The organism is Chitinophaga sp. NPDC101104, from assembly GCF_050277495.1.
In the GTDB taxonomy this organism is placed as follows: domain Bacteria; phylum Bacteroidota; class Bacteroidia; order Chitinophagales; family Chitinophagaceae; genus Chitinophaga.
The window spans coordinates 125,985-141,830 of sequence record NZ_JBNNSF010000002.1 but is presented as its reverse complement, the minus strand read 5'-3'; the positions used below and the strand labels follow the sequence as shown (position 1 = coordinate 141,830).

The window sequence follows — 15,846 nt, the reverse complement described above, 5'->3', positions numbered from 1 at the left end:
CAAATGTAAGGATTAGCGGAACGTTTCGCAAACGGGGTCATTTACGGGCTTTTTCCAGATCGGCGATGCGTTGTTCCAGGGCTTCCTGGCGCTTGTGCTGGTCGAGAATATAGAGGGTCAGTTCTTCGATCTTTTTCAGCAGCACGGCCTGGTTTTCGCCCAGTTCAACGCCTTCTTTTCTCACGGTTGCTGCGGAAGGGACATCCGGCAGGTGCTTATGGCGCGCGATGTAAGTGCCTAGTTCCGGCAACGACATCAGCGGGTATTGCTTTTCGAAAACATAGTCAGGCCAATCGGTCACCGTAACTTTTACTTTCCGGGCTTTGATATTGCCGTTGACATTCAGGTCTTTCTGCGCGGCGGTGGTGCCGATGTTGAGGTTCCCGGTCATTTGTCCACCGGCGAGGGTGAGGTAATCGGAGGGTTTGAAGTTGCTGGAATCCCAGATTTTTTTCCATGAGGTTTCCCAATTACCGGCAACCTTCCGGATCGTGTAAAGCGTGCCGTTATTTGCACCCATGGCGATCATGCCTTTTTAATCAGCGTTGCCGGGAACCATATCGCCGAGATACATATAAACACCGTAATTGTTCTCGGGGATACCGTTGGTGGGCGTTATTTTGGTATGCCAGTACATGCCGGGGGCGGGGTATTCATAAGCAAGCGGGTCGGGCGTGTAGGGAGAACCATACCGCGATAGCGAACCGGCGTGAAGCCCGTCCAGCATATCCGCATCGAGGCCGGAAGTGTGACCCATGTTGCCGCCATGCCAGACGTTATGCAATGTGCCATTGTTGTAAAACTGTAAAGTCCCCGCGCCGAGGTTCAACGCATAACTGGTGGTGATAGTGGCCAGATCGGGCCGCCAGATGAACTGTCCGAACGTTTTGTTATTCGCGAGGGCCACCTCCGTTGTCAGCCCCCCGTTTGCGCGGCGTACATTGAACGACCGGAACGCATCTCCCGCCGGATCGATAATAATCTGCTGGTTTGTGGTGTTACCGTTTGTGGTAACGGTTTGCAGGTTTTGGGAAAACGCGGGTGTAACGGCCCCGCATACCATGGTCAACAACCAAAATTTAAGTTTCATATGACAAGGGAATTTTTTGTATTTGCGCAATATAAAAAAATTCCCTTGCCGATCAGATGGGTTTACAGTACTTTTTGCGACTGCAGCCAGGCTACCCAAGCCGCATAAGCCGGCGGTGTGAGATGGATACCGTCTCCGGTGTATTCCGACTTCAGTTCGCCCTGCCCGTCTGCCGCCCATTCGTGGAGGGTGAGGAACGGCAGGCCGAATTCCTTTGCCAGCGCGGCGATCCCTACGTTCAGGGATTTCACTTTTTCCGCTTTGTTCTTCAAATAGTCGGGCAATTTGCTTTCATGCATGGGGAGCACGCTCTGGACGTAGATCTTCGTTTTCGGCGCGCCGCTGCGCAACCGCTCCAGGATGCTGCGGTAATTGGAAAGGACCACGGTTTCGGGGAGACCGCGGCCGAGGTCGTTGATGCCGATGAGCAGGAACAATTTCGCGGGCTTGGAAGCGATGACATCGTCCAGCCGTGCGAGTACCCCGAAGGTGTTGTCTCCCCCGATGCCGCGGTTCACGATCTTTTTGCCCGGCAGCAATTCGTGCCAGGCGCCGCGCTCCGTGATACTGTTGCCCAGGAACACGATAGCGCCGCGCTGCTGGGGGAATGTAGCGAAAAGGGCCATCCGGCCTTTGTAATAGTCGTTGGCATAGGAACTGTCGATCTGCTGCGCGCTCGCGCCCAGTGCCAGCAACAGGCCGGTGGCCATCAAGGTGCTATATTTCATGTGGAATTATTATCGGGTCTGACCGCTGAAATCAACGGGAATGTTAAACGGTTGCAGGAAATGGTCTACCAGTACCGCCGCGCTTCCGCGATCGAGGACGGTTTCCGGGGAAGGCGAGCCGGCAAGCGCCAGCTGGCGCCAGTTATCTGCCAGGATCTGCTGCGTCACGGAAACGCCGGCTTTGCTGAAAATCTCCAGCAGCGTGGCTACGGTAAGCGGGTCTCCCGAGGCGCCCCAATACGTGCGCAGTTGGGGGAACAGGGGGCGCAAACCTTCCACCAGCTCGAATGCCGACACGTCGCGGGCGGGATAGAACCAGGTCTGGTTGGCCCAGTTGAACGGTACCCCGCTGCCCCGGAGCACGCCCGCCGCGCCGATGCGCTGAATGGCGGCGAAATGCGGGCTTTCGGCGGGAACGTCGAGGAAGGGCATGATGTAGGCTTTACTGTCGAGCAGCGACTGCTGGACCGCACGTATATCCGTTACCGATGGGTCGGTCCCGTTACGGAGCGCCACGGCCGCAAGGGCCCCGGCGGCCTGCCCGATGCCCATGACAACGGGTTGCAGGCGGGTGGCGCCGTTCACGATATTGGTGACGCCGATGCTTTTTTCAGCAACGATGAGCCCTCCCACGCCTTCGGGCACCAGCGCGCCGATGGGCACATTGTAAGAGGGCACGCGCATCTTCACGAAATCGATCTGCGGTGCGTCTGGATTTTTATCGTGGTGATGATCGATGGTATAATCTCCGACGGCGATGCCCGTGCGGTAGAGCGGGAGCGCCTGGTCGTAGGGTTTGGAAACGTGGTCCACGGTAAAGAGGGCTTTGCCTTTCACCCGGCGGGATTCGCGGTGGTAGGGGATCATGGGCAGTTTGTCGGCCGTGGGGAATTCATCGTCGGCGATGCCGAGGTGCTTCATGCCCAGTTCCGTTTGCAGGTAATAGACGAACCGCAGGGTGTGGAGTTTCGCGGCTTTGAGGGCTTCCGTCCTTTCCTCGGGTGACTTTTCGATGATGTTCAGGTAATAATCATTGCCGTGTTTGGGCCAGTTGATCATGTATTTTCCATTGGGCAGGCGGCCGTATTGCATCATCATGTCGCAATTGTTCTTCGGCGCGTCGTACGAAGCGGGGTCCGCGATGCCGCAGCAGCGGCGGAAGGGCGCGGGGTCGTAGCCGGCGGGTTTGGGGATGGTTTTGTCGGCGCCTTTCCCGTAATCTTTCAGCACCACTACATAAGTGAGGTCCTGGATGATGTTGTTGGCGGCCGGCGGCGCGAGGGCTTCGCCGGTGGCATCGCGGCTATCCATCCCGATGCTGTACTTCGCTCCTGCCGCGGCCATCACATCGCCGAGCTCGGTCGCGTCTATGACGATGCGCGCCGAAATCTCGCGGGATTTTTTTCCCTGCCGGACGGTGACGGTCCACCGGCCGTTGGCGCGCCGGATGGCCGTGAAGCTCGCCTGGAACTCGATCCGGAGGTTTTTCTCCGCTGCGGCCAGCTGGCGGAGCAGGGCGTTCCCGACGTGGGGCTCGAAGAGCGTGTTGCTGACCCAACCCGTCGCTACTTTGCCTGGCCCGCCGTAATAATCGTAAAGCTTTTTGCGGAATTCGCCCCAAAGCCCGGACGGCATGCGGTGATTGCCGTCTATCGCCGCTACGCCCGCGCTGGTGAGCATGCCGCCGAGCCAGGCAGTTTCTTCGACGATGAGGGTTTGCACGCCCATGCGCGCGGCCTGGATGCCGGCCATGGTGCCGCTGGCGCCGCCGCCTACGATGAGGAGGTCGGTCTGCTGCTGTGCCTGGAGGAATAAGGGAAAAAGCAAGGCCCAGCCGGAAAGGCGGGCTATCTTGCGGAATCTGTTCATCATGTCGTGGATCTGGCGCCTAAATAACAATATTTTTTACCTTCTTGCAATACCTTATTAATATTTTTTCAAAACAATATCTGATTATCCTTCCCCATTTTTATTTTTTTTTAAAAACAATAGCTTTGTATCTTGATAGTTTATTGAGGTTAAACTGAGGACCACTCCCAAATCGCATATATGGGTCAACCGACATTTTTTGAAGAACTGAACGATGAGAACATCGGCGGGGTAGCATATAAGAATCTAAATCTGAAAAAGAAAATCCTGGCGTATTTCACCCAGCACAACGATGCCACGATCGCCGACCTGGCGCGGGAGCTGAACGCTTCCACGCCCAAGGTGACCCATTTGCTGAACGATCTGCTGCAGGAAGGGCTGGTGAATGATTACGGAAAGATCGACAGCACCGGCGGGCGCAAACCCAACATTTACGGTATGGCGCCCGACGCGGGATTTTTTGTGGGGGTGGAAGTGAAGAAATTCCATATCAACATCGGCCTGCTCGATTTCAAGCGCAACCTCGTCAAAAGCGTGGAAAAGATACCGTACGAACTGCAGAATACGGCCGCATCGCTCGACGAGCTTTGCAGCATCATTTCCCGGTTCATCGGCGAGCTGTCGGTCCCCCGCGAAAAAATCATGGGCATGGGCGTGAACCTCACCGGCCGGATCAATTACGCCACCGGTTACAGTTACAGCTTCTTCCATTTCAACGAAGAGCCGCTCAGCAAAGTGATCGAGTCGAAAGTCGGCATCCGCACTTTCCTGGAAAACGACTCCCGCGCCATGGCCTACGGCGAATTCAGCAGCGGCACCGTCAACCAGGAAAAGAACGTCCTGTTCATTAACCTCGACCACGGTATCGGGCTCGGCATTCTCATCAACGGACAGCTTTACTACGGCAAATCCGGCTTTGCGGGAGAGTTCGGGCACATCCCTTTTTTCAATAACGAACTGATCTGCCATTGCGGGAAGAAGGGTTGCCTGGAGACGGAAGCCTCCGGGCAGGCACTCGTCCGGAATTTCCAGGCCAAACTGCGCGAAGGCTTCTCCACCGTTGTGATGCGCAAGCACAAGCAGCCCGACCAGGTAACGCTGGACGACATCATCCAGGCCGCCAACAGCGACGATACCCTCGCCATCGAGCTCGTAGCCGAGATCGGGGAAAAGCTGGGCAAAGGCATCGCCGTTCTCATCAACCTGTTCAACCCCGAGCTCGTGATCCTCGGCGGCAGCCTGAGCACCACGGGCGACATCATCCGGCTTCCCATCAAATCGGCCATCAACAAATATTCCCTCAGCCTCGTCAACAACGATACGCAGCTCATGCTGTCGCGCCTCGGCGAAAAAGCGGGCGTCATCGGCGCTTGCCTGCTGGTGCGCAACAAGTTATTATCCCTCGCCTGATCCGATTTTTCATCGCGCTATTCATAAAACGTTGTACATTTAACGGCCAACTTTTTGATTGAATATCTAGTGAGAATGCTATGAAATCCGAACAGAACACCATGCCCTATTATGTTCTCGATGTTTTTACCAATGAACGTTTTAAAGGCAATCCCTTACCTGTGGTGGTAACCGGCAAACCGCTGGAAACCTCGCTCTACCAACAAATCTCCCGCGAATTCGGCTACCTCGAAACTTCTTTCATGCACTATTCGAAAGAAGACAAAGCCCTCCGCGTCCGCTCCTTCACCCGCAACGGCCGCGAAATTTCCGGCGCGGGGCATAACCTGCTGGGCGCCGTTTGCCTCGCCGTGCTCAAAGACATGAACGTTTTCCGCGTGCAGGAAGGCGTTCCGTCGGTGATCATGAAAGACCGGCGCATCCAGCTCAACATCGAAAACAACAGTAACGACCTCCCCTTCATCGGCATGCTGCAACAGGCGCCCCGCTACGGCAACACCGTGCCCGCGGAAGACATCGCCGCCGCGCTGCACCTGGAGCCGGAAGATGTGAAGCTGTTCGACTGGCAGCCCACCGTTGTGACCACCGAAGTATCGCACCTCATGGTGCCCCTCCGCAATATCGACGCGCTCAACCGCGCCGCGCCTAAAGCCGGCGCGCTGCACAACATCGCCACTGGATACGGGTTCCAGGGCTGTTACTGCTTCGTGATCACGGATAAGGACACTCCACAGATCGCGCAGGCGCGATTTTTCCACCCCGCCGGCGGGGAAGACGCGGCCACGGGATCGGCCGCCGGGCCGCTGGGCGGGTTTCTTTTCCAGAAAGGGTACATCCACAAAGACAAGGAATACGCCATTTTACAGGGCGTGAAGCTCCAGCAGCCCTCCATACTGCGGTTCCGCTTCACCGGAGCGGGGATCTGGGTGAGCGGGGCGTCGACCATTGTAATGGAAGGTATTTTACACGTGTAGCTTTCTGCGTATCTTGCGCAGACATACATGAGCATCCCTACCATGGAAATGGAACTGTCAACCAAGATCGCACAACTGGAGCTGGTCAGCGAAGATCTCCCGGCCGTCGTTATCATACATAATATCCTCACGCAAACGGTGGAGTACATGTCTCCCTGGGGCCAGCGGATCCTCCGCACCAACCTGCAGGAGCTCAAAGACATGGGCATCGCCTATTTCCACCGGTTCTTCAACCCTGCGGAGATGGACGATTACGTACCCCGCATCATGCAGATGATCCAGGAAAACAAAGCGCGTGAATTCGTCTCGTTCTTCCACCAGGTGCGGCCTTCCGCAGACGACGAATGGCAATGGTACCTCGGCGCCACGCGCATTTTCTTCCGCGACGCCGACGGATTGCCTACGCATTGCATCACTTTTGCCCTGCCCGTAGAACAGGCGCATTACATCAACGCGAAAGTGAACCGGCTGCTGGAAGAAAATACTTTCCTGCGCGCCAACAAGCACATCTTCGCCGGCCTCACGCACCGTGAAAAGGAAGTGCTGACGCTCATGGGCCTGGGCCGCAATACCGCAGAAATGGCCTCCCAGCTGAACATTTCCGAGAAAACGGTGTCTACCCACCGCCGCAACATCAAAAACAAGCTGCACGCACAATCCAGCTACGACGTAACGCGGTTCGCGCAGGCGTTCGACCTCATTTAGGGTTTCCCCGGGAGCGGAGAATGTTTATATTGTGGAATGACTGCTTCCTTCATCCAGGTACTGCTGTCTTTGGCGGCAGGTATCGGCCTGATCGTACTGCTGACGGTAAAATTCCGCGTTCATGCGTTCTTCGCGCTTTTCCTCGCCTGCTTCGCCGTAGGGCTCGGCGTGCAACTGCCGTTCCCGAAAATCATTTCCGTCATGAAAGAGGGATTCGGGCACATCATGCAAAGCCTGGGCTTCATCATCGTGCTCGGTACCATGCTCGGCGTGATCCTCGAGCACACCGGCGCCACCCGCGTAATGGCTGCCGCCATCCTGAAGCTCGTTGGCAAGAAAAGGGCCGCCACGGCCATGGGGATCACCGGTTTCATCGTGGGGCTGCCCATTTTCTGCGATAGCGGGTACATCGTGCTGAGCGGGCTGAACCGTTCCGTAGCCGGGCGAAGCGGCGTGCCGTTGCTGGTAATGTCCGTTTCCCTCGCGTCTGGCCTTTACGCCGTGCATTGCCTCATTCCCCCGCACCCGGGCGCTACCGCCGCCGCGGGAACGATCGGGGCAGACATTGGCCGGCTGATGCTGATCGGGTCTGCCGTCGCCATTCCGGCTGCCATTGCCGGTTGCTGGTGGGCTTCCTGGATGGGGAAACGCGTAGCGGGAAACGTTCCGCACGATGCGCATGAAGACGAGCCGCTTCCCGCAACGCCCGCCTGGAAAGCGTTTTTGCCCATCGCCGTGCCCATCTTGCTCATTGCGTTGGGCGCGTTCATGAAAATGGAACATGGATCGGATGTGCTGCAGATATTGGGTGATCCGGTAGTGGCCCTGTCTGTAGGGGTTTTGCTGGCATTGTACACGGGAACGGGATGGAAGAAGGCGGAAGTGAGCCGCCTCATGCTGGAAGCTTCCGAAAAAGCAGGCGGCATCCTCGTGATCATCGGTGCCGGCGGCGCTTTCGGGGCCATTCTCGCCACCACCGACCTCGGCACGCACCTTTCCGGCGCACTGCCGCTCGGCCAGCTCGGGCTTTTCTTCCCGTTCTTACTGGCCGTGCTCCTGAAAACGGCCCAGGGATCGTCTACCGTCGCCATCATCACCGCCGCGGCCATCGTAGGGCAACTGTTGCCCAAACTGGGGCTCGACAGCGATACCGGCCGCCTCCTTTGCATGCTGGCCCTCGGTGCGGGCAGCATGGCGATCTCGCATGCGAACGACGCCTATTTCTGGGTGATCAGCAAATTCTCCGGGCTCGACATGCAGCCCATGCTCAAAGTCTATTCCGTGGCCACCCTGCTGATGGGGATCACCGCTTTCCTCGCCGTGCTGGCGCTTTCCGCGGTGATGATGTAACCGGGAAAACCCTACCTTTGACTTCCCCATTCTTAAAACGGAAATCATGATAACGAACATCACAACGATCGCTTTCGACGCCGACGATACACTCTGGGTCAACGAGCCCTATTTCCAGGAAACCGAACAGAAATGTTGCGCCCTCCTCGAAGATTACCTCCCCCATCACACCGTTTCCCAGGAACTGTTCCGCACCGAAATGCAGAACCTCCCCCTGTATGGTTACGGCGTGAAAGCCTTTATGCTCTGCATGGTAGAAACCATCCTCCGCGTCAGCAACAACACCGCCAACCCGGAAATACTCAACAAAGCCATCGAATTCGGGAAGGAGCTCCTCGCCAAGCCCGTAGAACTGCTGGAAGGCGTGGAAGACGTCCTCAAAGCCCTCAAAGGCAAATACCGCCTCGTGGTAGCCACGAAAGGCGACCTGCTCGACCAGGAGCGCAAACTCCTCAAATCCGGACTGGAACATTATTTCCATCATATCGAGATCATGAGCGAAAAAGGCGAGAAAGACTATAAAAAGCTCCTCCGTCATCTCGACTGCAAGCCCGAAAATTTCCTCATGATCGGGAATTCCCTCAAGTCGGACGTACTGCCCGTGCTGGCGCTCGGCGGCCACGCCATCCACATCCCCTATCACACCACCTGGGCGTATGAAAAGATCGATCACAATGTGGAACACGAGAACCTCCGGCAAGTGATCGCCATTCCTGAAATCTTACCGCTTTTACTATCATGAAAAAACAGTTAGACATCGCAACATGGGCGCGCAAAGACCAGTTTGCGTTCTTCCGCCGGTTCGAAGAACCGTTCTTCGGCGTAACCGTGGAAGTGGATTGTACGGCTGCATATAACAGAGCCAAAGCGGGCGGGCATTCCTTCTTCCTGGAATACCTCCATTGCTCGCTGGTGGCGGCCAACGAAACGGAGCCTTTCCGGTACCGCATTTCCGGGGACGATGTCTGGATCTTCGGCCAGGTGAACGCCTCCCCTACCATCAACCGCCCCGACGGCACTTTCGGCTTCGCGTATATGGATTTCCATCCCGCCATGGCCGATTTCCTGCCCGCCGCCAACGCGGAAATCGCGCGGGTGCAGGCTTCCACCGGGCTAGTGCCGGCCGTTTCCGGCGAAAACGTCATCCACTATTCCTCCCTTCCCTGGATCAATTTTACCGGCATTTCCCACGCACGCAGTTTTTCCTTCCCTGATTCCTGCCCGAAGATCTCTTTCGGCAAAATGACGGAAAAGGCCGGCCGGCGGGTGATGCCGACGTCCGTTCACGTGCATCACGCGCTGATGGACGGTTTCCACGTAGCCCAATACCTGGACCGTTTCCAGGAGCTGCTGAACGCGTAGCGAAATCATTTCTTCCCATAAAAAAAGCCTGTCCGCAAAGACAGGCTTTTTGATTTCCACATAAGCATAATTAAATTTTGCCGAAGATTTTTTCGTTGGCGATGTTGATTTCGTCCCCGGAAATGGTATGCCCCATGTTCGGGTATATTTTGACGGTGATGGCGGCATTGAGGTCTTGATAGACGTTTTCCGTTTCGCGCACGCGCTTCACGGGAACGTGCATGTCGGGATCGCTGCTGCCGATGAAAACCGGCGTTCCGGCAAAATCTCCCGCATAATTGGATCGGTGCACATGATCGCCGATGAGCCCGCCGGTAAACGCCGCGATGCCGCCATATTTCACTGCGTGGCGCGCCGTGAATTCGAGCGTGAGGCAGGCACCTTGCGAGAAACCCGTAAAAAAGATGCCGCTGTGCGGAATGCCGGCGTCCAGGATATCCTGCACCGTGGCGGAAAGCACGTCTATGGCGGATGAGAGCCAGGGCTCATTATCTTCCTGCGGCATGAGGAACGAATGCGGGTACCAGGAATTTCCGTTGGCCTGCGGCGCCAGCAACGCGTAATCTCCCACGGCCAGCAGTGGTGCCAGCGTGAGAATGTCATCGGCTGAGCCGCCGCGCCCGTGTACCAGGACCAGCGCCCGCGATGCCTGTTTGAGCGGGATCCCTGATGTGATGATTCGCTTGGTATGCATAGCAGGACCGGTTTAGCGGAATTGATCGGGGTTGACGGAAACTTCGGGCAGCGACGCCAAAAGCTCCGCGCGCATGGGCTCGTATTGCGGCGGCAGCTTGAGCGCCTCGCCCAGGTGCGCTAGCGGTTCGTCGATCGCGAAGCCCGGTCCGGCCGTAGCGATCTCGAACAATACGCCGCCCGGTTCGCGGAAATATATCGAAGTGAAATAGTTGCGGTCGAGGATAGGCGTGGGATTGAAGGACCGTTCCATGAGCTTCGCGCGAACGGCCGTTTGCGCCTCCCGGTCGGGCGTTGCGAAAGCGATGTGATGTACGGTGCCGCCTCCGCTGAGGGCGCGCAGGCTGTCGGGCGTACATAGCACGTCGACGTAGCTCCCCGGTGCGTCGTTGGCTGCGAAGCGGAAGCGGTTCTCGTGTTCGGAGATGAGCGTATGGTCGAGGAGGCCCGTGAGCAATTCGGCCGTTTTCTCGTAGCCTTCTTCCCAGATTTCCGCGGAAAAGAAGCCCCTGATCGCGTGTTCCAGGGGAATGTGGCCGTAGGAGAACGGCGGACGGGGATCGGCGTCGACGAAAACGAGCTCGAGGCCGAGGCCGTCGTGGTCTTCGAAATAGATGAAAGTTTCGCCGAAGCGTTCCTGCGGCGGTTTTGCGTTTACGTTAAAGCGTTGGAGTCGTTGCTGCCAGTAGTCCAGCGACGCAGTCGGAACGGAAAAAGTGGTGGTATTGAGCATTCCCTTTCCCCTTCTGCCTTTGGCGATGCCGGCGAAGGGAAAGAAGGTGAGGATGCTGCCGGGGGCGCCGGCTTCGTCGCCGTAATAGAAATGATATACGTCGGGTGCGTCGAAGTTCACTGTTTTTTTCACGAGGCGGAGGCCAAGGATGCCGCAATAGAAATCGATGTTGCGCTGGGAGCTGTCGCACATGGCGGTGATGTGATGGATGCCGGTGACGAGTTGTTGCATGACAATGGTTTTGAGCCTCAAATGTAGTGTAGCCTGTGGCCCTGGCGATGTATGGATCGTGGGATGTGGTGGTCCCATTTCTCCTGGTGCCGGGGGCTCGGGCTTATATGGTTAACACGGGGATGGGGGATTTGTTGATGGGAAGGTGGTGTTAAGGGTTGGTGAAGGTAAAAATTTTGTTTAAGTTTTACTTAAACAATCAAACTTACTCCTACATTTGTAAAAATGATTTTATTATGCGCCGAGATATGGAATACACAAAGCTAAACATACCGAGAATTAATATTAATGTCCCCAAGTATTATCAGAACGTAGGTCGTGGATGGAGAAGACATACGATTGGTTTATTTAAATTCAAAGAGTTCGTAACCCGAAGCATTTCGGAAAAGGTTCAATATATCATCAATATGGGGACGGATTCTTTTGTTGTTGAAAATTCAGACTTAAATGACAAAATCATCATCTTCGAAAGGATAAGAACACAAAGCAAATGGGCACCTGATTTTTATAACGAAAGATATATATATCACACCATTACTCCTCATATCTATCAACCTGCTTCCATTTCAAAACCAATAGCAAAAAAACTTTCAGAAAAATTCCCTTTAAGCGAATTAATTAATCGGGAATTCTATGACCCTTATGCATATTACTCACATCATTATTGGAATAAAATAATGGAATTGCTGGAGATCGCTTACTCGTTGAATAAACGTTATAAGCCATCTTTTCATGAAATTGTGCAGGCAGTTCAAATCCTCATTAAAAAATTCATTAAAAATATAAGGCGGGGATTACATCGCCTTACATACATGGATTTGCGCTTTCTGCTGAGAACCATCGTCCGAACAATGCGGCTAACACCATTTGACGGAAAAAGTGACGATAACGCTTTTTTTCACCTGTTCAACATGAAGAAAATATGCGTCAATAACTTTTTCAACTCTTTCAAATGTTCACTAAAACCAAATTATTGCAATATATCGAGCGTATAATCTCGAAGTTGGAAACACGCAACCCAATGTCTGACGAAGACCGGGAAATTTATAAAGAAGCACTCATCCTCCGGGAACTCATTCAGAAGTCGACGAACTTCAACCTGAGAGATTTTATTAATTTCTTCGGTGGATTTCTCCCGGACGATTTCGATTCATAAAAACCTAAAGAACAGATCCTAATGGAAGTTGGAAAAGCCATTGTAGCCATCCGCGCGAAACTGAACATGAAAGCCACCGAACTGGCCAATAAAATCGGCATATCGAAAACTGCCCTTTCCCAGATCGAAACCGGGAAAGCCCGTCCAAATGCGGCAACGCTGAAAAAAATCGCAGAGGCTTTCGGAACGGACGTATCATTCATTTACCTGGCTGCCATCGATCCCGATAAAGATATCAGCCAGGAAAAGCGCAAATTGTTCAATGAACTTTTCCCCGACTTTCATGCCACCATGCTATCTTTTATCGATAAGGACCAGCAATAAATAATCCATTTTACTAAAAACCCCGGGGCGCAGGCGCCCCGGGGTTTTCTTTTGCGGCTTTCCATACCGGATGATTTGTTAACCAGTTACTTATCTTTAGGGAATGGAAACGGCCCACAACATCCGGCGAACCGCCGATAGCGCCCTGCTCGCCAGCCTCCGTGAAATCGACGGAACGGCCGACTGGCATCGCGCTCCGCTGTACGCGGTGGTCCACCTGCGGACCGGTTCCGCCGTTTGCGAAACCGGAAATGCCCGGTTCATCCTGCATGCCCCCGTTCTCCTGTTCTTCACGCCCTACCAGGAATACACTTTCTATGGAGAATTTTCCGGCAGCCATCTCAGTTTCCATGGCGATTTTTATTGTATCGAGAAACACCGGCACGAAGTAGCCTGCAACGGCGTCCTGTTCAACAACATTTACACGCCGCCGTTCGTGCCGCTAGACGGTGAACAGGCGGCTTCGGCCGACAATTACCTCCGCCTGCTCCGCGATGCCATGTCTGGCACCGACGATCTCGCGCGGAAAGATCTCGTCATCGCCCATCTGAAAATCCTCCTCATTATCGCCACCCGCGTTAAAAGCCGCCAGATCGAGGAAACCCTCACACACCTCCCGCCAGACGCCGGTCCCCGGCTCCAACAGTTCCACCAGCTGCTCGAAGCGCATTTCACCCAATGGAAAAAACCGTCGGATTATGCTGCAGCGATGCACATCACCGGCAAAGCCCTTTCCCGCCTCACCGCAAAATACCTTTCCAAAACCCCGTCTGACCTCATCGCCGAGCGCGTGGTGCAGGAAGCCAAGCGGGCGTTGCATTTCTCGCACCAGAGCGTAAAAGAGATCGCCACCGCACTGGGGTACAACGATCCCCTCTACCTGAGCCGCCTCTTCCGCAGGCAGACGGGTGTTTCGCCGCGGGAATTCCGGCAGCAGGTGGGTGTTTCGATCCTTGTCTGATCCGTCCATGTTTTGGCGACTTCCCGCTATTTTTACAGGGAGGCAACAGCCGTACCTTCGGTTCATGAAATTCCTTGCTTCTTTTCTCGCTTTCGCCGCCCGCCTTGACAAAAGCGGCGTCCGCATGTTGCGTATAGCTGTTTCCGTTATATTGATCTGGATCGGCGCGTTGAAATTCGTACCGTATGAAGCGGAGGGCATCACTCCCTTTGTGGCCAACAGTCCGTTTATGCGTTTTTTCTATCAACATCCCGATGAATACGGGCAGCACCGCAACAAGGAAGGGGAAGTTCACCCGGCGAACATCGCCTGGCACGAAGCGAACAATACTTACGGCTATGCTTATGGATTAGGGATACTGCTGATGGCCATGGGTGCACTGCTGCTCCTGAACCGCGCAAACCCGCTGTTCGGGACGGCGGGCGCACTCCTCACGATCATCATGGGCGTGGGCACGTTGTCGTTTCTCGTAACGACGCCCGAGACCTGGGTCCCCGATCTCGGCGGTGCCCATCATGGGTTCCCGTACCTTTCTGCGGCGGGGAGGCTGGTGCTGAAAGATCTTATTATGCTCGCGGGGGCCGTGGTTTTGCTGGCAGATTCCGCGAAGGCGGCGCTTTTGCGCCTGCGCAACAGGTAGCAGGGTCAGTCGAATTCGAAGGTAAACGGTTACATATTGCGAATAGCTGCTTTCTTTTAGCGGCTGCCGGGGAACGATTTTGCGGGGGGATTTGCGTATATTAGTTAACTAAAATTATCCCTTTTACCGCCATGCACGTGCTTACCTATCAAACCGAAAGCGACAAGAAAAGACTGAATCGCCAATTTTTAAACAGGAAGAAAGAGTTCCGGTTTGAGCTGATCATCTTTGGCGGCATCTGGCTTATTGCACCTTTTCTCATTAATCGCCCCAACCAGCAACCCCTGATTGAAAGCATGGGCTACGGTATGGCCTTATTGTATTTTGGGCTTGCCTTTCTCATTGTGCTGGCCTGGTCATATTTCAAAAACTTGCATAACGCCGTAACCGCTTGCCAGACCGATATGAAAAGAATGATCATAACGGAAGTAACCGGCATCGTTTCAAAACCTATGTTCCGGAAAGACCATTTCCGGCTGAAACTGGCAGATAAATACCTCCGGAAACTCTATCTACCCAAAAAAGACATCGACAATTTCAATACCGGAGACCGGCTCCGTATCGAAATCAGCGAATTCGGGAAACAGGTTATCCGGATTACGCCCGCCACAGAAAGAATTGTCAGCATTATTTCCCGGAAAAAGGAAGAATTACCGAGCGCCAGCAAACGCCCCTATTTGCAGGCATTGTTCAACGGCGAGCCGGCCAGGGCATCGGTTTTGCAAGTAATCAAATCTTTATTTATCCCAACGAAAGACCGCATAGTTTCTATGCTGATCATCGATATCAATATACTTGTTTTCGTCCTGATGTTGTTAGGTGGTGTAAGCATACATGCACCACAGGGCATAGACATTGTGAACTGGGGTGGCAATTACGGCCCGCTGACGATCGGTGAAGGCCAATACTGGCGTATGTTCACCTGCAACTTTGTCCATATCGGCATCGTGCATTTGCTGATGAATCTCATCGGGTTTGTGCTGGTGGCATATTTCCTGGAATCGGTGTTGGGATGGAAATTGTTTCTGTTCACTTATATTTTCACGGGTTTGTTATCCAGCGTTGCCAGCCTCTGGTGGCACAGCGATGTAGTGAGCGCCGGGGCCTCCGGGGCTATTTTCGGCATGTACGGCATGTTGCTGATGCTGTTATTGACCGCCAACAAAAGGACCCGCACCGCTTTCAGCGGATTAACCAAAACCACGCTCCTTTTCGTTGGGTACAACTTGCTGATGGGGATTGCCGGCAGTACAGACAATGCGGCGCATATCGGCGGCCTGCTTTCCGGGTTCCTGCTGGGCGGGATTCTGCTCATGACGGGAATTTTGAAGAAGTTAGTCGCCAGCAAGACGGCACTGCAAAATAGTCCTGTCATGTAAATGTATGTAGCGATATCGACCGGTCATGTACGTCCCAAACATCCGTATAATTTGAAAAAAGGGGGGATAATGGGCCGGAAGCATCAAAAATCAATTAAAACTGTTGTAATTCAAATAGAAAAAGGGGAAAACTATCACATGATAATTTTCCCCTTTTTGTGTTGCCCAACATGGATTCGAACCACGACACTCAGAACCAGAACCTGATGTACTACCCTTATACTATTGGGCAAGAATTCTT

Annotated in this window: 18 protein-coding genes and 1 tRNA gene; 12 read left to right on the top strand and 7 right to left on the bottom strand. The window is 54.3% G+C overall.

The annotated features are described in order from the left end of the window. Positions 1-37: 37 nt before the first annotated feature. The 4 genes from ACQKLP_RS19230 to ACQKLP_RS19215 all read right to left on the bottom strand — a co-directional run bounded on the left by ACQKLP_RS19230 (position 38) and on the right by ACQKLP_RS19215 (position 3,690). On the bottom strand, positions 38-520 hold the full coding sequence (locus ACQKLP_RS19230) for a hypothetical protein (protein WP_427324484.1): 483 nt from the start codon (positions 518-520) through the stop codon (positions 38-40). A 15-nt stretch (positions 521-535) separates the two neighbouring features. Beyond that, positions 536-1,090, bottom strand: a complete 555-nt coding sequence (locus ACQKLP_RS19225) for a hypothetical protein (RefSeq protein WP_427324483.1) — start codon at positions 1,088-1,090, stop codon at positions 536-538. Between the two features lie 62 nt (positions 1,091-1,152). Then, positions 1,153-1,818: an SGNH/GDSL hydrolase family protein gene (locus tag ACQKLP_RS19220; RefSeq protein WP_427324482.1), complete on the bottom strand. Its 666-nt coding sequence runs from the start codon at positions 1,816-1,818 to the stop codon at positions 1,153-1,155. 9 nt (positions 1,819-1,827) lie between these two features. Beyond that, entirely contained in the window at positions 1,828-3,690 is a 1,863-nt protein-coding gene (locus ACQKLP_RS19215) for an FAD-dependent oxidoreductase (protein WP_427324481.1), read from the bottom strand. Between the two features lie 177 nt (positions 3,691-3,867). Between ACQKLP_RS19215 and ACQKLP_RS19210 the strand changes: the two genes are divergently transcribed. The 6 genes from ACQKLP_RS19210 (at position 3,868) to ACQKLP_RS19185 (ending at position 9,488) form a co-directional block, all read left to right on the top strand. After that, the gene (locus tag ACQKLP_RS19210) at positions 3,868-5,097 is read left to right on the top strand and encodes an ROK family transcriptional regulator (protein ID WP_427324480.1); all 1,230 of its coding nucleotides are present in this window, start codon (positions 3,868-3,870) and stop codon (positions 5,095-5,097) included. Between the two features lie 80 nt (positions 5,098-5,177). After that, positions 5,178-6,071 (top strand): PhzF family phenazine biosynthesis protein, encoded by an 894-nt coding sequence (locus tag ACQKLP_RS19205; protein ID WP_427324478.1) that lies wholly within the window; start codon positions 5,178-5,180, stop codon positions 6,069-6,071. A 27-nt stretch (positions 6,072-6,098) separates the two neighbouring features. Further along, on the top strand, positions 6,099-6,776 hold the full coding sequence (locus tag ACQKLP_RS19200) for a response regulator transcription factor (protein ID WP_427324476.1): 678 nt from the start codon (positions 6,099-6,101) through the stop codon (positions 6,774-6,776). A gap of 36 nt (positions 6,777-6,812) precedes the next feature. Continuing rightward, entirely contained in the window at positions 6,813-8,126 is a 1,314-nt protein-coding gene (locus tag ACQKLP_RS19195) for a GntP family permease (protein ID WP_427324475.1), read from the top strand. A 46-nt stretch (positions 8,127-8,172) separates the two neighbouring features. Next, complete coding sequence (locus ACQKLP_RS19190; RefSeq protein ID WP_427324474.1) at positions 8,173-8,868, top strand: HAD family hydrolase; 696 nt, start codon at positions 8,173-8,175, stop codon at positions 8,866-8,868. Further along, positions 8,865-9,488 carry a CatA-like O-acetyltransferase gene (locus ACQKLP_RS19185; RefSeq protein WP_427324473.1) on the top strand — a complete coding sequence of 208 codons (624 nt, stop codon included), beginning with the start codon at positions 8,865-8,867 and terminating at the stop codon, positions 9,486-9,488. The genes ACQKLP_RS19190 and ACQKLP_RS19185 overlap by 4 nt, the downstream gene beginning before the upstream one ends. 70 nt (positions 9,489-9,558) lie before the next feature. Here ACQKLP_RS19185 and ACQKLP_RS19180 read toward each other — a convergent pair whose 3' ends face one another. After that, a complete protein-coding gene (locus tag ACQKLP_RS19180) occupies positions 9,559-10,182 on the bottom strand; it encodes an alpha/beta hydrolase (RefSeq protein WP_427324472.1) in 624 nt (207 codons plus the stop codon). Between the two features lie 12 nt (positions 10,183-10,194). Then, positions 10,195-11,145: a ring-cleaving dioxygenase gene (locus ACQKLP_RS19175; RefSeq protein WP_427324471.1), complete on the bottom strand. Its 951-nt coding sequence runs from the start codon at positions 11,143-11,145 to the stop codon at positions 10,195-10,197. Between the two features lie 236 nt (positions 11,146-11,381). Between ACQKLP_RS19175 and ACQKLP_RS19170 the strand changes: the two genes are divergently transcribed. The 6 genes from ACQKLP_RS19170 to ACQKLP_RS19145 all read left to right on the top strand — a co-directional run bounded on the left by ACQKLP_RS19170 (position 11,382) and on the right by ACQKLP_RS19145 (position 15,605). After that, entirely contained in the window at positions 11,382-12,140 is a 759-nt protein-coding gene (locus ACQKLP_RS19170) for a hypothetical protein (protein WP_427324470.1), read from the top strand. A 26-nt stretch (positions 12,141-12,166) separates the two neighbouring features. Continuing rightward, positions 12,167-12,301 carry a hypothetical protein gene (locus ACQKLP_RS19165; RefSeq protein WP_427324469.1) on the top strand — a complete coding sequence of 45 codons (135 nt, stop codon included), beginning with the start codon at positions 12,167-12,169 and terminating at the stop codon, positions 12,299-12,301. 21 nt (positions 12,302-12,322) lie between these two features. Beyond that, a complete protein-coding gene (locus tag ACQKLP_RS19160; RefSeq protein WP_427324468.1) occupies positions 12,323-12,625 on the top strand; it encodes a helix-turn-helix domain-containing protein in 303 nt (100 codons plus the stop codon). 103 nt (positions 12,626-12,728) lie between these two features. Next, positions 12,729-13,586, top strand: coding sequence for a helix-turn-helix domain-containing protein (locus tag ACQKLP_RS19155; RefSeq protein ID WP_427324467.1), 858 nt, complete (start codon positions 12,729-12,731; stop codon positions 13,584-13,586). Between the two features lie 64 nt (positions 13,587-13,650). Beyond that, complete coding sequence (locus ACQKLP_RS19150; protein ID WP_427324465.1) at positions 13,651-14,226, top strand: DUF417 family protein; 576 nt, start codon at positions 13,651-13,653, stop codon at positions 14,224-14,226. Between the two features lie 404 nt (positions 14,227-14,630). Next, positions 14,631-15,605 (top strand): rhomboid family intramembrane serine protease, encoded by a 975-nt coding sequence (locus ACQKLP_RS19145; RefSeq protein ID WP_427324464.1) that lies wholly within the window; start codon positions 14,631-14,633, stop codon positions 15,603-15,605. A gap of 161 nt (positions 15,606-15,766) precedes the next feature. Here ACQKLP_RS19145 and ACQKLP_RS19140 read toward each other — a convergent pair. Beyond that, positions 15,767-15,837: transfer RNA gene (locus ACQKLP_RS19140), tRNA-Gln, on the bottom strand. Positions 15,838-15,846 lie beyond the last annotated feature (9 nt).

Coding starts and splice junctions, on each gene's coding strand:
- ACQKLP_RS19150 (WP_427324465.1), top strand. CDS start 13,651: ATGAAATTCCTTGCTTCTTTTCTCGCTTTCGCCGCCCGCCTTGACAAA.
- ACQKLP_RS19170 (WP_427324470.1), top strand. CDS start 11,382: ATGCGCCGAGATATGGAATACACAAAGCTAAACATACCGAGAATTAAT.
- ACQKLP_RS19155 (WP_427324467.1), top strand. CDS start 12,729: ATGGAAACGGCCCACAACATCCGGCGAACCGCCGATAGCGCCCTGCTC.
- ACQKLP_RS19145 (WP_427324464.1), top strand. CDS start 14,631: ATGAAAAGAATGATCATAACGGAAGTAACCGGCATCGTTTCAAAACCT.
- ACQKLP_RS19205 (WP_427324478.1), top strand. CDS start 5,178: ATGAAATCCGAACAGAACACCATGCCCTATTATGTTCTCGATGTTTTT.
- ACQKLP_RS19225 (WP_427324483.1), bottom strand. CDS start 1,090: ATGAAACTTAAATTTTGGTTGTTGACCATGGTATGCGGGGCCGTTACA.
- ACQKLP_RS19195 (WP_427324475.1), top strand. CDS start 6,813: ATGACTGCTTCCTTCATCCAGGTACTGCTGTCTTTGGCGGCAGGTATC.
- ACQKLP_RS19220 (WP_427324482.1), bottom strand. CDS start 1,818: ATGAAATATAGCACCTTGATGGCCACCGGCCTGTTGCTGGCACTGGGC.
- ACQKLP_RS19160 (WP_427324468.1), top strand. CDS start 12,323: ATGGAAGTTGGAAAAGCCATTGTAGCCATCCGCGCGAAACTGAACATG.
- ACQKLP_RS19230 (WP_427324484.1), bottom strand. CDS start 520: ATGGGTGCAAATAACGGCACGCTTTACACGATCCGGAAGGTTGCCGGT.
- ACQKLP_RS19190 (WP_427324474.1), top strand. CDS start 8,173: ATGATAACGAACATCACAACGATCGCTTTCGACGCCGACGATACACTC.
- ACQKLP_RS19175 (WP_427324471.1), bottom strand. CDS start 11,145: ATGCAACAACTCGTCACCGGCATCCATCACATCACCGCCATGTGCGAC.
- ACQKLP_RS19180 (WP_427324472.1), bottom strand. CDS start 10,182: ATGCATACCAAGCGAATCATCACATCAGGGATCCCGCTCAAACAGGCA.
- ACQKLP_RS19210 (WP_427324480.1), top strand. CDS start 3,868: ATGGGTCAACCGACATTTTTTGAAGAACTGAACGATGAGAACATCGGC.
- ACQKLP_RS19185 (WP_427324473.1), top strand. CDS start 8,865: ATGAAAAAACAGTTAGACATCGCAACATGGGCGCGCAAAGACCAGTTT.
- ACQKLP_RS19215 (WP_427324481.1), bottom strand. CDS start 3,690: ATGATGAACAGATTCCGCAAGATAGCCCGCCTTTCCGGCTGGGCCTTG.
- ACQKLP_RS19200 (WP_427324476.1), top strand. CDS start 6,099: ATGAGCATCCCTACCATGGAAATGGAACTGTCAACCAAGATCGCACAA.
- ACQKLP_RS19165 (WP_427324469.1), top strand. CDS start 12,167: ATGTCTGACGAAGACCGGGAAATTTATAAAGAAGCACTCATCCTCCGG.